Genomic DNA, 13,810 nt, shown 5'->3' with positions numbered 1-13,810 from the left:
CGTTTCGCCCCCCTCCCCCACTCTCATGCCCACCGTTTCCGCCCACGCCGTCGACGTGTACCCGTACCGCCGCGGCGGGGCCGATTGGCTGGTGCTGCGCCGGTCGCCGGGGCGGGCGTACGCCGCGAGTTGGCGCATGGTCGGCGGGAAGGTCGAGGGCGACGAGACGGCGGGGCAGACGGCGCTCCGCGAGCTGGCCGAGGAGACGGGGTGGGCGCCCGGCGCCGGCCTTCTCGGCCTGTGGGCGCTGCCCTCCGTCAACGCGCACTACGACGTGGCGACGGACCGCGTGGTGCTGGCGCCCGCGTTCGCGGCCGAGGTCGCGGGCGACCCGGCGCTGGACGACGAGCACGACGCGTTCGCGTGGCTAGGGGCCGAGGCGGCTGCGTCACGGCTGGCGTGGCCCGAGCAGGCCCGGCTGCTCCGGCTGGCGGCGTCGCTAGCGGGCGCCGGCCGGCCGGACGCCTGGACGGTGCCGTTCGGCGGCTGACTCCGGGCGGACCCCCGCCGCCTCGGCCGACGTTTCGCGCAGCCTCCCCCCGACCGCCGTGACCCGCCGCCCGCTCGCCCTCGCCCTGACAGAGCGCCGCCGGCTCCGCTTCACGACGCTAGTCGCCCTCTACGTCGGGCAGGGGATCCCCCAAGGGCTGCTCGTCGTCGCGCTCCCGGCCTACCTCGCCGAGCGCGGCGCGAGCGCGGCCGAGGTGGGCGGCTACGTGGGGCTGGTGCTGCTCCCGTTCGCGCTCAAGGCGCTCGTCGCCCCGCTGCTGGACCGGTTCACGTACGCGCCGATGGGCCGACGGCGGCCCTGGGTGCTCGCGGCGGGCGCCGGCGTGGCCGGGGCGTTCGTCGGGCTGTCGCTGGCGCCCGAGGCGCTCGCGGTCCTCACCGCGTGGGGCGTCGCCGTCAACGCCGCCGTGGCCGTGCTGGACGCGGCTGTCGACGGGATGGCGGTCGACGTGCTGGAGGTCGAGGAGCAACCGCGGGCGAACGCGCTGATGTGGGGCGGGGCGACGGCGGGCGTGGCCGTCTCGGCGGTCGTGACGGCGCGGCTGCTGGACGCGGGCGGGGTGTCGCTGGCGGCGGGCGTGGTGGCGGCGGTGCTGGCCGCGCTGCTCGCGATCCCGGCCGTCGTGCGCGAGCGGCCCGGCGAGCGGCTCCTGCCGTGGACCGCCGGCGGGGCCACTGGGGCGGCGTCCAGCCGCCCCGGCGGCTGGCGCCCGCTCGTACGTGCGCTCTGGGCCGCCGCGACGCGCCCCGCCAGCCTGTGGCTGCTGGGCGTGGCCGCCGCCGCCGGCGCGCTCGATGGGCTCGTCATCGCCTTTATGCCCGTGCTCGCGGTCGGCGAGCTCGGCTGGTCCGACACCGGCTACGCGGATCTGGTGGCGCTGGGGCAGGTCGCCGCCGGGCTGATCGGGATGGCCGTCGGGAGCGTGCTCATCGGGCGCGTTGGGCGCGTGCGGATGCTGGTGGCGATGGGCGTGGGGCTGGTCGCCGTGCTGGCCGCGATGGCGTCCGCGTCGGCGTGGTGGGGCGCGGCCCCGACGCTCATCGCGTTTGCACTGAGCTACCTCATCGCGTTCGTCTTGCTCACCATCACCGTGTTGGCGACGGGCATGGCGCTGTGCGGCCCGGCCATCGCGGCGACGCAGTTCGCCCTGTTCACGACGGCCATGAACCTGGGGCGGTCGTCGGGCTCGGGCCTGCTCAACGTGCTCGACGGGGGCCTGGGCCCCTCGGGCATCCTCGCCGCCGCCGCCGCGCTCGCCGCCGTCGTCGCCGCGCTCGCCTCCCGGATCGACGTCGACGCCCACCGGCGGTGGCTCGCACGCACGACCGCCGTCGCCGGCCCGTTGACGGGCCCCGCCGACGTGCATTGACTCCCCTCCCCGCACGGTCGATCTTGCCCTTCCCCACCGCCGCCCCCATGCGCACGCTCGCCCTCGCCGCTCTCCTCGCCTCCGCCGTGCCGGTGCAGGCCCAGCGCGCAGCCGACGTGCCCGGCCGGCCGGCGCCCGTCTCCCTCGCGGGCTCGCCCGCGCCGCTCGGCGTCGGCGACTGGTTCGCGGCCGAGACGCTCAAGTTCAGCCAGTCCTACGAGGCCTCGTACAGCGCCGGCGCCGGCGGGAGCCTGGGGCTCGGCGTCTACACGGCGTCGCTGCGGTGGCAGCCGTCGTCGAAGCTGGCGGGGCGCGTGGACGTGGGCGTGGCGCACAGCCCGTTCGGGTCGTCGGGCTTGCAAAGCGCGCTCGGCGTCGACGGCGACCCGCGCGTGTACCTCCGCAACGCGGAGCTGGCGTACCGGCCGACCGAGAACGCGCTGATCCACCTGAGCATCCAGCAGAGCCCGTACGGGACGTACGCGGCGCCCTACGGCTACGGCGGCGGCTACCAGCGCGGCCTCGGCTACGGGCCGGGGCTGGGCTACGGCGCCGGCGTCGGGCCCGCGCCGGGCGACCTCTTCTTCCGCGACGCGCAGTAGCCCTTGGCGGACCGCACGCTGAACGACGGCCTCTTGAACGCCGGCCTCGTCGTCGGCGTGCTCATCGTGGGCCTGCTTGTCTGGGGCGGCGTGACGCGGGTGATGGGCCCCCGGCCGATCGACGCCGACCCCGAGCGCGCCCGGATCCAGGTCGAGGTCCGCAACGCGGCCGGCGTGGACGGGCTGGCGGCGACGACGACCGACCACCTCCGCCGGCACGGCTTCGACGTGGTCGACATCGGGAACGCCGAGGCGCGCGACCGGACGACCGTCGTGGTCCGCTCGGGCACGGCGCTCGACGCCCGCAACGTGGCCGGGGCACTCGGCCTGGGGCCCGACCGCGTCGTCACCGGCGGGCCGACGACCGACTACGCCTTGGACGTGACCGTCTATGTCGGCGCCGACTTCGAGGCGCTGGCGCCGTTCGCGCGCGACTAAACCCACCCGTTCTGCGAATCCATGCGCCCCCGGGCGCGTCTACACGAGCCCTGACCGATCGATTCATGTCCGCGACCCAGTCCCAACGCCCCCGCCGCACCGGCCCCACGCCCGGCCGCCAGCTCGCCCGCATCGCCCTCGACGCCGCCCTCGACAAGCGCGCCCGCGACGTCACCGTGATGGACCTGCGCGGCATCTCCGGCGAGGTCGACTACTTCGTGATCGCGACCGGCGAGTCGGACCTCCAGATCCGCGCCATCGTCGACGGCGTCGTGGACGCGATCCGCGAGCAGGCCGGCGAGCGGCCCGTCGCGCGCGACGGCCAGCCCGGCACCAGCCGGTGGATCGTGCTCGACTACTTCGACCTCGCCGTCCACGTGTTCGACCCCGAGCTCCGGTCGCACTACGACCTCGAGCGCCTGTGGGGCGACGCCCCGACGGAGACGGTCTCCGACGAGGCGCCCGAGGCCAAGCTCCTCGAGGGCGACGGCGCCGCGCCCGCAGACCCGGAGACCGCCGAGGCCGAGGAGGCGACGGCCGACGAGACCGACGGGGCCGCTTGATGCGCGGGCTCTGGCTCCCCGCCCTCGCCGTCGCCGTCGCCGCCTGCGGCGGCAGCGGCGCCGCGGCCGACGGCCCCGACCGCGACCGCTACGGCTACCGCGTCGGCAGCGACCCCGACCGCGAGACGGTCCTGATCCGGCCGGTCTCCGACAGCACGCGCTACCTCATCTACCCCGCCGTCGTACAGGCCGTCGACGTCCGGCCGGCCGGCCGGCCGGCCCCCGGCGACGCCGTCGCGGTCGAGGCGCTCGTCGAGGGCGCCCTGCCCGACGCGTGCGCCGAGCTCACGGACCTGCGCCAGTCACGGCAGGGCCACTTCGTGGACGTGACTTTGGAGATGCGCCAGCCCCGTCAAACCGTGTGCGCGGCCGTGACGCGACCGTTCCGGTTCTACGTCGTGCTCGACGGCGGCTTCGAGGCTGGCAGCTACACGCTTCGGCTCAACGGGGCGCCGCACCCGTTCCAGGTGCTCCCCGCGCGCGACGCGGCCGTCGGGACCGATGGCGGGTAGCCTGCGGCTGGCGGCCGTCGCGGCCGGGCTCGGCGCCGTCGGCGTGGCCCTCGGCGCCTTCGGCGCGCACGCGCTCGCCGACGCTGTGACGCCCGAGCGGCTGGCGACGTGGCGGACGGCCGCGAGCTACCACCAGCTCCACGCGCTCGCGGGCGTCGTGGCCGGCGGGCTGGCGGCGTGGCATCCATCTCGGGCGGCGCGCGCCGCGGCCAGGCTCTTTCTCGCCGGCATCGCCCTGTTCTCGGGGAGCCTCTACGCCCTCGTGCTGACGGATACCGGCGCATTGGGCGCCGTTGCGCCGGTCGGCGGGCTCGCGTTTATCGCCGGCTGGCTGGCGCTGGCGGCGGCGCTGTGGCGCGTCGAGGACGACGGACGACGGACCCCAGACGACGGGTAATCAACCAGGAGCCGGGGCGGAGGCGCGTCGGTGGGGCCTCCAGCCCCGACATCCAGAGAGCGAGATCCCGATACCCACGGGCCGCGGTCGTCCGTCGTCCGCGGTCCGATCGGGGGCGCTAGGCCGCGTCCTCGTCGAACAAGATCATGAAGCTGGGCCCGAGGTTGTTGTCGCGGGCGAGCGTCATGAGCACTTCGGCGGCCTCCTCGGGCGTGCCGTAGGTGCCGTACTCCTTGCCGTCGACGGCGAGCGCGTAGTCGACCTCGCCGTCCTCGTCGGCGTCGAGCTCCTCCCACTCGACGGCCTCCTCGATGAGGAAGAGGTCGCGGTCGGGGTCGTAGGAGGCGAGGTAGCGCTCGCGGACGCTTTCCTTGTCGATGAGGCTGACGTTGCCGAGCGCGCCGTACTCCTCATCGTAGAAGAGGGCCTCGGCGAGAAGCTGACGGGCGAACTGGTCGACGTTGAACGGAGGCATGAGCCGGAAGGGTCGGTTGGAAGGGGGAGGGCGTCAACGTACGCCGCCCCCCTCTAGGTTGCGTCGACGGCCGTGATCTCTCGGAGATGATCGTGCGCGGCCCGGCCCCGGTGCTCGGTCGGCGCCAGCCCGAGCCGGTCGGCGAGGTGGGCGACGAGGCGGTCCGCGACGGCCTGGAAGGTAGGAGAAGAGGACGGGAGGACGGGAGGAGAAGAAGACTCGGGGTCGGCGGAGGTCTGGTGCAAGGGACGCGCCTCTACTCCTCTACTCCTCCGCTCCTCTCCTCCTCCCCCCGCCTCCCGCGCCAGCGTCGTCACGCCGCGGTCGTCAATGCCGCAGGGCACGATCTGGTCGAACCACCCCAGCTCGGTGTCCACGTTGAACGCGAGCCCGTGCATGGTCACCCACCGGCTGCAGCGGACGCCCATCGCGCAGACCTTGCGCTCGTCGCCCCGAGCGTCGGGCCCGACCCAGACGCCGGTCCGCCCGGCGACGCGGCGGGCGACGACGTCCCAGTCGGCGCACGTCCGGATGGCGGCCTCTTCGAGCTGGCGGAGGTAGCGGTGCAAGTCGCGGAGCGGCTCGCCCTCGGGCGTCGCCAAGCGGTCGAGGTCGAGGATCGGGTACACGACGACCTGCCCCGGCCCGTGGAACGTCACGTCGCCGCCGCGGTCGACGGCCACGGCCTCGGCACCGAGGGCCGCCAGCTCAGCATCGCTCGCGAGCACGTTCCCGGCGTCGGCGCTCTTGCCGAGCGTGTAGACGGGCGGGTGCTCGACGACGAGGACGGTGTGCGCGAGCGGGACCGGCGGGTCGGCCCGCTTGGCGGCGACGAGCCGGGCCTGCAGCGCGCCCTGCAACGCCCACGCGTCGCGGTACGGCACGCGGCCGAGGTGGTAGACGTGGGCGGGGGCGGGCATCGGGAGGGCGGGGCGGCCGGTGATCAACCCACCGGCGCCGCCCTAGTTCGAGAACAGGATGCGCAGGCTGACGCCACCGGTGAACCGGTTCGTCTGCCCGGCGATCTCGGAGTTGGTCCGCTCGTACTGCGCCAGCAGGTTGGCCGTCACCTGGTTCGAGACGGTGTAGCTGATCTGGGGCGAGACCTGGAGCCGCGAGGTCTGCTGCGCGCTCGTCTCGGTGAAGCCCGTTTCGTCGTTGCCGTCGAGGAGGTTGAGCACGTCCTGCTGGAGCGGCAGGCCCGTGAACGTCTCGTCGCCGGCGACGAGGGCCGTGAGCTGGAACCGGATGTTGTTGTTGAGCCCGCGCAGCCCGAACAGGCTCAGGCCCGTCCGCGCGTACGAGAGGTCAACGCGCAAGTCGCGGGAGGTCTTCTCGTAGACCGTCGCCGAGAGCGTGTTGAGCGTCATCAGCGAGGTCCGGTTCGTCGAGAAGCTCGTCTGGACGTTGCCCTTGAACCCGAACGTGACGCCGATGAGCGGCTGGAACCGCTCGTTGACCGTCACCGAGGTCGGCTCGTCGAACCCGTCCTCGGCGAGCGTCGCGGCGCTCGCGAAGGTCTGGCCGTTGAACTCCTCGGTCCGCGAGCCCGGGTCGAAGATGGTGGCGAACTGGGTCTGGGCCGTCGCCGAGTACCCGTGCTGCAGGCTGATCTGGTTGGCGACGGCGCGCAGGAGCGGCAGCCGCTCCAGGCCCGAGTACGAGATCGTCCAGTTGGGGACGGGGATCTGGAACAGGCCGTTCGGCCCGAACGACCCCATCCCGCGCGAGAGCACCGAGGAGAAGTCGGCCGCGTAGCCCGTCGGCGACAAGAACTCGGACGGGATGGCGCCATCTTCGGACGGCGGGCGGCCGCTGTCGCGCTGGTACCGGGCCACCTGGGCCTCGACCACGTCGCGGTAGCTGCCGCCGAACGAGAACACCGTCGACTCGCCGGTCCCGGAGCGCCGCCCGACGGACCGCTCGATGTCGCCCGGCGCGGAGGCGAGGCGGAACGGGTTGTCGGGGTCGTCCGGGTCGCCGGGGTCGACCGGGTCGCCCTCGCCCAGGATCCGGAAGTCGATCTCCTCCGACGAGCTCCAGGCGGTCCGCCAGCTGAGGCCGACGGAGAGGCCCCGGAACGGCGAGAGCTGGGTCCGCGCGTCGATGTCGTGGCTGGCGCCGAGCAGGTCCGAGAAGGTGTTGAAGGCGGCGGGGTTCTGGATGCGCTGGTCGATCCCGATCTCGCGCGTGAGGCCGAGGCGGTAGCCCAGCGGCGGGGCGTCGCCGGCGAGGCCCGAGAACAGGCTGTAGGCCTGGCCTTCGAGCCCGGCCGTGGCGGCCGTCGTGGCGCCGCGGTAGGTCAGCGAGACGTCGTCGACGCCGGTCGCGGCCAGGAACAGGCGGCGGGCCAGGCGGGCGGGGCTGAGCCCACCGCCGCCGGCGGCGGTCGAGTCCGTCGCGGCCGCGGGCTGGCGGTTCGCCTCGGCCTCCCAGGAGCGGTAGAAGGGGAAGAGGCGCCAGAACGTCCGGGGCTGGATCTGGACCGCGCTCTGGATGTTGGCGCGGGCCCCGGCCGAGGCCACGTCGAGCTCGGGCGCCGAGGCGCTCGGCTGGTCGCGCCAGTCGTAGTTGGTCGAGAACGCGATGGGCTGGACCTGGAGCCAGCTCAGCCACTTCTGGCGGCGCGTGCTGATGCGGAGCGTCGCCGAGGCCTGCTGGGCGTACTGGCGCGTGCGGAGGTCGCCGCCGAAGGCGTTCGCGAGCGCCTCGCCGAGCGGCAAGAACTGCAGGTCGGAGCCGCCCAGGATCTCGACGCGGTCGGACGGGAACGGGTCGCCGGCCTCGAACCCGTCGAGCGCGGCGACCAGGTCGGCGTAGACGACGCTCGTGTCGGACCGGGCGGCAGTCGGGCTGATGCTGTAGGTCCGCGAGAACTGGCCGTCGCGGTCGCGGACCAGGATCCGGAACTCCTCGCGCTGGCCGGCCGCGCCCAGGTCCTGGTCGGTGTCCGACGCGAACGAGAGCTGGAGGAAGGGGAGCGGCGTGTGCTGGACCGAGAACTGGCGGCCGTGCTCGAACCGGTGCGTCCGCCGGGTGAGCGCGCGGTAGCTGCGGACCGAGTCGGGTTCCTCGAGGAAGCTGGCGCCCAGGCGCTGCTGGGACGCGGCGAAGTTGCGGCTCGCGTCGGTCGAGGCCGTGACGCTCTGGGGCAGCAGGTTGAACCGGAGCCCGCCGACGACGGCGCCCAGCACGGGGACCTCGTCGAGCAGCCAGAACGGGCGGACCGCGAGCGGCTTGGGCACCGACACGCGGTAGTTGAGCGCCGTCGTCCAGGCGTCGGTCTCGCTGAACTGGGCCGAGGGGTTCGAGCCGGCCTGCGACGAGGCCGAGTACGACGCCGTCACGCCGTCGAGCGTGTACTTCAGCCAGGGCGAGCGGCTGCCCGACTTCGAGGCGGACACGCGGAAGTTCTGCGACGAGGCCTCGGTCCGGGCGCGGTCCAGGATGGCCTCGGCGCGCAGGTCCGGCGCGAGCGCCCCCGTCTCCTCGTCGAGCACGTCGGGGTCGCCCTCCCGCGCGGCCTCGACGAGGTCGTCGAGCCGGATGTCGCCGTTGTCGGGGTCGAAGCGCGGCGTCGAGGCGTTCTGGGTGAGCGAGTACGAGACGGGGATGCTCCAGCCGAACCGCTCGGGGAGCAGCTTGTGGGCGTTGAACGCCGACGTCAGCGTAAACGCGGTCGCCGAGGCGAAGGCCCGGCCGCCGAGCGCGCCGCCGAGGTCGCCGAAGCCGTCGTCGGTGAAGCTGGCGCGGGCGTTGACCGTCGCCACGTCGGCCAGCGCCATGTTGGCCGTCACGAACCCGCTGGCGCCGCCGGCCTCGTCGTAGCCCGTCACGCGGAGCTCGTTGAACCACACCGACACGGTGTCGACGACGGCCGCGCCGCCGCGCCCGTTGCGGATGCCGAGCACGACCGTCCGGACGTCCTGGATCGAGGGCTGGCCGCGGACGGTGATCGTCGCGCCCGCCGGCGAGCCCTCCGGCGCGGCGATGGTGAAGCGCTCGTCGAGCGGCGCGCCCGAGCGGTCGCGCTGGAGCTTGGCCCGGTTGAGCTCGCTGAGCACGACGTTGACCGGGTTGAGGTCGACGCGCTCGCCGCCCACCTGCACGTTCGTCTGCCACAGGCTGTCCGACTGGGCGCAGTTGAAGGGCTGCTCGGGCCGGCAGACGCTCGTGAACACGCTCTCGTCGGTCAGCCGGTCCGGGTCGAAGGGGTAGACCGGCTGCTCGAACTCGTAGTAGTTCTCCGTCTCGTCGTCGCCGACGCGGAGGAAGACGCGCATCGAGTCCGACCGCTGGAAGCCGTCGCCGTGGATGGCGGCGCGGAGGTTGGAGTACTTGGTGAGGTCGAGCGGGGACGTGGCGTAGGAGCGCGTGATCCCCGCGCGGCGGCCGTCGCCGAGCCTCTCGGCGCGGAAGACGAGCGCCTGCTCGCGCGTCGACCGGACGGCCCCGCTGATGGACCGGGCCGTGTTCTGGATGGTGCCCCGGGGGATCGCGTAGATCGAGCTGTTCTCCTCGTTGTTGACCGACTCAATAAACAGCGACGGCGGCAGGCTCCGGACGCCGCCCTCGGTGTCCGCGTCGTCCGCCGCCGCCGAGCCGACGGCCTCCGACTTCAGCCACTGGCTGCCGACGAGTTCGAACGACGCGATGCGCATCGTGACCGGGCGGTCGTGGCCGGTCGTCCACAGGCGGACGGCCTCGATGCGCGAAAAGTCGTTGTCGTCGATCCCGATCGACTCGCGGCGGTCCGTCCGGACGGGGATCCGCAGCAAGTACCACGTCTGCTCGTTGCCCTCGCGGTCGACGGTCGTCAGCGGGTTCTGGAAAAAGGGGCTGGCCGCCAGCCCGGCCGCGTCGAGCGGGATCGTGTAGCGGTGGTACGACTCGGCCCGGTCGAGCGTGTTGTTGCCGTTGAGGTCCTCGGAGTTGGGGATCACCGACACCCCGCGCCCGCCGACCAGGTTCTGCTGGGCCAGCGCCGAGTTGAGCTCGCGGGCCGGGAAGTAGTGGGCGTAGCGCTCCTGGATGGTGGCGCCGTTGGGCGTCGTCGGGTAGCGCGCGCGGTCGTTGAAGCGGGTGACGTCGGCGAAGTTGTAGAAGTCGTCGCCCGAGGGGTCCTGGACGGCGCGGGCCTCCTCGGCCGAGTTCGGCGCCAGCGACAGCAGGAACGGGCGGAACAGGTCGGCCTCGGAGACCTCGTACGGCGCGACGCCGCCGGGGAGCGCGTTGAGCGAGGGGAGCCCGTCCAAGCCGAGGTCCTCGGTCCGGTTCGTCTCGTCGTTGAAGTCCACGAACCCGTTGGTGCGGCCGGTCGGGCGGCGGCCCCAGGCGTCGAGCTGGGTCGCGTCGCCGGTCACTAGGCCGTCCTCGGAGTTGAGGAACCCGTTGGGCAGGACGTCCTCGTTGACGCGGCCGAGGTCGAGGTACATCACCGCGCCCTCGGTCACGGGCTCGGTCCCGTTGACGCCGCCGAGCGGGGCGAACAGGAGCTCGACGAACTCGATGTTGTTCTGGCCGTCGAAGTTGGAGTACGACCCCTCGATGGGCCGGGCGAAGCCGCCCCACACCTCGCGCGGGTCCTGCTGGAAGCGGCCGCCGGTGACGGTCGCGTTGTAGTTGTAGGGGCCGCGCCGCGTCGGGTCGAAGTAGAGGTCGAGCAGGTCGAGCGGCCGCTCGGCCTCGCGGTTGTTGAGGAACTGGCGGTTGGGGAAGAGCTCGTTGGCCGGGACGGGCTCGGTCGCCGGCGAGACGACCTCGGGGAAGCCTTCGGTGCTGTAGCCGGTCTCGGGGATCGAGTACCACGTGAACAGGCCGCGCCAGTTGGTCCGCAGCGTCGGGTCGGTCACGTCGGCCTCGTTCGCGTCGCCGTCGCGGGCGTCCTCCGGCCCGGCGTCGTCGGGCGGGCCGGCCAGGCGCCAGCCGTCGGTAAAGCGGAGCGCGGTGTAGGCGTTCTCGGACCCCTCGAAGTCGTCGACGTAGCTGACGCCCGAGAGCTCGTCGTCGGCAAAGTCGAGGCCCGCGTCGAGCAGGGCGTCGCGCGTCCGGCCGAACGCCAGCGTCGTCGGGTGGCCAGGGCTGAGGCGCGCCACCTCGCCCCGGATCTCGATGCGCGACGGCGCCCGCGTGTTGATGAGCGGGAGCGCGTCGACGGCGCGCGTCAGCCACCGCGGCTCGGCCAGGAACGAGCCGTCGAGCCCGACGATCGAGTTGTTCAAGGCCTCCTCGCCGACCCGGAACTTGTCGCCGAGCGGGCGCTCGGAGAGCTGCATCCACGTTGCGCCGAGCGAGAAGTCGTCCGAGAACCGGTAGTCGCCGCGCAGGCCGACGAGCGTCTTCGAGCCGATCGAGAAGAACTTGTTCTGCTCGACGGACACCTGGACGCGCTGGCCCTGCTGCAGGAACGTCGGGTTGATGATCTCGACCTGGCCGGCGGTGTAGTTGACCCGGTAGTCGGTGCCCTCCTGGAGCTCGAGCTCGCCCGAGGTCACGCGGACGGTCCCCTCGACGAGCTGGAAGCCGATGTTGAAGACGGACTGCGTGGCGCTCTTGTACTCGCCCGCGATCGTGTAGTCGGTCAGCCGCGAGAGCCGGCGGCGCGCGTTCTCGGGCTCGAGGTCGTAGAGGGTGGCCCCGTCCAGCGTCGGGACGTAGGCGTCGAGGATCTCCGCTTGCGGGACTCCGCCGAGCGTGACGTTGACGAAGCCGTTGGCCGAGCCAATCGTGCCGACCGTCTGGCCGGTCGTGATCAGGTTGAAGAGGTAGTCGCCGAAGGGCTGGCGGACGGGGAAGATGACGCGCCCGTTGTCGGGGTCGATGGTCTCGCCGGCGCGGAAGTCGAAGACCTCGTCGGGGACGGCCAAGCCCTGCTCGTTGACGCGGTCGAGGCCCAGGACCTCCAGGAACGTCTTCTGCTCGAACGACAGGTTGATGGGGACCGCCGAGGGGCTGGCGCCCGCCGGCTCGTAGTTGATACCGAGCTCGAACGTCGACGGGTTGAGGCTCCGGCCGCCGATGCGGTAGACGTTGCGGAGCGTCAAGTCCCACAGCGGGTCGGTCGGCGTCGGGCGGTCGGCGCGGATGAGCTTGAGGATGGTGCGGGGCCCGGTCTGCGAGGTCGACTGGGCGGGGCGGCCGTAGTCACCGACGTTGACGAGCTGGCCGTCGAGCGTCTCGTACTGGTAGGCGACGGCGATGAGGTCGTTGTCGGTCACCGAGGTCGACAGCGAGATCCAGCCCAGGCTGCCGTCGAAGGTGTAGTCGAGGTTGGCGCGCAGGCGCTTGAAGACGTTGTTGGCGAACGCGCCGGTCGGCGGGAGCGGGCGCACGAGCCCGGCGGCCGCGCTCTGGGCGGTCGCCGTGGCGCCGGCCGTGCGGAGCTGGTCGAGCCGGTCCTCGGGGTACTGGTCGATGGCGGGGCTCGGGAGCGGCGCGGAGAAGGCCTTGGGGTACGTCCCCGTGTCGCCGTCGAAGCCGCCGAGGTAGGCCTCGCCGCCGTCGAGCACCTCGGGCGGCTCGGCGAGGTCGGCGAGGGCGATGGCCCACGTCGTCTCGACATCGTCCTGCGTGGCGTTCACCAGGCCGGGCTCGTGCTTCCAGACCTCGATGCCGACGAAGCGGCGGAAGTTGGGCGGCAGCTGGGGGTTCTGCGGGCGGCGGTGTGCCTCGTCCCACCAGTTGTGGAAGCGGTAGCCCAGGAAAAAGTGGGTGTCGTCCTCGTAGTCGTACGGCGCCAGCGCGAACGTCTGGGCGTCGGCGCCGCCCTCAAACACGCGGTCGACGGTCTCGGCGTCCTGCTGGCTCGCGACGGCCGTCACGGCGAGGGGCCCGAACTGGAAGTCGGTGCGCAGGCCGAAGAGCCGCTGCCCGCCCCGGATCAGGGTCGACGGCGTCTGGAGGAACACGTTGCCCGCCTCGACGCGCTGCAGGATGTCGTCCTCGTAGCCCGTGTAGATCAGCGAGACCTGGTTCTCAAAGTCGAACTGGCTCTGGGTGTCGTAGTTGACGTTGATCGCCAGCTTGTCGCCGATCGTGCCGGCGACGTTGAGGTTGAGGTCCTGGCCGAAGTCGGGCGCGAAGGGGCTCGCGTTCGGGCGGAGCGCGTCCTGCAAGTCGTTCTGGTCGTAGCGCACGCCCAGGTTCACGTTCGAGGTGCCGTTGACGGTCAAGGCCACCTCGTTCTTGCCGAAGAGCGTCCGGAACGCGGACTGCTCGCCGCCGGGGATGTCGACGGCGAAGCCGAGCCCGCCGCCGCGCCGGGCCTGCTGGCGGTCGGCGCGCTGGGCGACGAGCGTGCGGAACTGGCTGTCGAGGGTCTCCTCGCGCCGCGCCGCCAGGAACTCGTCGAGCGAGAGGACGGCCGGGACGCGCGCCTCGCCGCCGACGGTCTCGGTCACGCGGTATGTGTACTCGGTCGAGTCGAGCTGGACCTGGCGCTGCCAGATCGCGCCCCGCTGGCCCAGAACGCCCGGCCGCCAGCGCAGGACCGGCGAGGCCGCCGCCGACGACTCGACGGGGAGCGGGAAGTACCGCCGCGCCCGCTCCGTCGTGTCCGGGCCGGCGACGACGAGCGTGTCGGTGTCGTCGTCAAAAAAGCCCGCGACGGGCGTGTCCGTGGTGTCGGCCGGGCCGGGCGACGCCAGGTCGGGCAGCGCAGGGACGGCGACGGAGTCGGTGTCGGCGGGCGCCAGCCAGGGCCACAGCGCGGGCCCGGCCGTCGAGCGGTCGGGCTGGGCGACAAGCGCGAGTAGGCATCCGGCGGCGACGGCGCCAAAGGCGACGGTGCGGCGGACGGACAGGGGCCGGGAGGGCGGCGCGGACACAGACAGATCGGCTACGGCACGGCGCGACGAGCCGCAGAGCGGCGTCGGGGCGCAGAGGGACAACGGTGGCGTAGCGAACGGGTCGGATCGGGCGCGGGCGGGCGGCAGAGACGGGGCC

The 13,810-nt window shown here is 73.0% G+C and carries 9 protein-coding genes and 1 pseudogene; 7 read left to right on the top strand and 3 right to left on the bottom strand.

Annotated elements, in window-relative coordinates:
- Positions 1–25 precede the first annotated feature (25 nt).
- The 7 genes from ACLIRP_RS00585 to ACLIRP_RS00555 all read left to right on the top strand — a co-directional run bounded on the left by ACLIRP_RS00585 (position 26) and on the right by ACLIRP_RS00555 (position 4,392).
- The gene (locus ACLIRP_RS00585) at positions 26–490 is read left to right on the top strand and encodes an NUDIX domain-containing protein (RefSeq protein ID WP_412062006.1); all 465 of its coding nucleotides are present in this window, start codon (positions 26–28) and stop codon (positions 488–490) included.
- A 58-nt stretch (positions 491–548) separates the two neighbouring features.
- A complete protein-coding gene (locus ACLIRP_RS00580) occupies positions 549–1,880 on the top strand; it encodes an MFS transporter (RefSeq protein ID WP_412062005.1) in 1,332 nt (443 codons plus the stop codon).
- A gap of 47 nt (positions 1,881–1,927) precedes the next feature.
- Positions 1,928–2,482, top strand: coding sequence for a hypothetical protein (locus tag ACLIRP_RS00575; RefSeq protein ID WP_412062004.1), 555 nt, complete (start codon positions 1,928–1,930; stop codon positions 2,480–2,482).
- A gap of 3 nt (positions 2,483–2,485) precedes the next feature.
- On the top strand, positions 2,486–2,920 hold the full coding sequence (locus tag ACLIRP_RS00570; protein ID WP_412062003.1) for a LytR C-terminal domain-containing protein: 435 nt from the start codon (positions 2,486–2,488) through the stop codon (positions 2,918–2,920).
- A gap of 65 nt (positions 2,921–2,985) precedes the next feature.
- Entirely contained in the window at positions 2,986–3,483 is a 498-nt protein-coding gene (rsfS, locus tag ACLIRP_RS00565) for a ribosome silencing factor (RefSeq protein ID WP_412062002.1), read from the top strand.
- The gene (locus ACLIRP_RS00560; RefSeq protein WP_412062001.1) at positions 3,483–3,995 is read left to right on the top strand and encodes a hypothetical protein; all 513 of its coding nucleotides are present in this window, start codon (positions 3,483–3,485) and stop codon (positions 3,993–3,995) included. The genes rsfS and ACLIRP_RS00560 overlap by 1 nt, the downstream gene beginning before the upstream one ends.
- Positions 3,985–4,392 (top strand): DUF423 domain-containing protein, encoded by a 408-nt coding sequence (locus tag ACLIRP_RS00555; protein ID WP_412062000.1) that lies wholly within the window; start codon positions 3,985–3,987, stop codon positions 4,390–4,392. The genes ACLIRP_RS00560 and ACLIRP_RS00555 overlap by 11 nt, the downstream gene beginning before the upstream one ends.
- 118 nt (positions 4,393–4,510) lie before the next feature.
- Here ACLIRP_RS00555 and ACLIRP_RS00550 read toward each other — a convergent pair whose 3' ends face one another.
- The 3 genes and pseudogenes from ACLIRP_RS00550 to sprA form a co-directional block, all read right to left on the bottom strand.
- Entirely contained in the window at positions 4,511–4,867 is a 357-nt protein-coding gene (locus ACLIRP_RS00550) for a hypothetical protein (RefSeq protein WP_412061999.1), read from the bottom strand.
- Positions 4,868–5,148: 281 nt separating this feature from the next.
- Positions 5,149–5,787, bottom strand: a pseudogene (gene lipB / locus ACLIRP_RS00545) (lipoyl(octanoyl) transferase LipB); the annotation flags it as partial.
- Between the two features lie 42 nt (positions 5,788–5,829).
- Positions 5,830–13,692 carry a cell surface protein SprA gene (gene sprA / locus ACLIRP_RS00540; RefSeq protein ID WP_412061998.1) on the bottom strand — a complete coding sequence of 2,621 codons (7,863 nt, stop codon included), beginning with the start codon at positions 13,690–13,692 and terminating at the stop codon, positions 5,830–5,832.
- Positions 13,693–13,810: the final 118 nt, after the last annotated feature.

This window comes from Rubrivirga halophila (assembly GCF_046845755.1).
GTDB lineage: Bacteria > Bacteroidota > Rhodothermia > Rhodothermales > Rubricoccaceae > Rubrivirga.
This window is presented reverse-complemented; position numbering and strand designations above follow the sequence as displayed.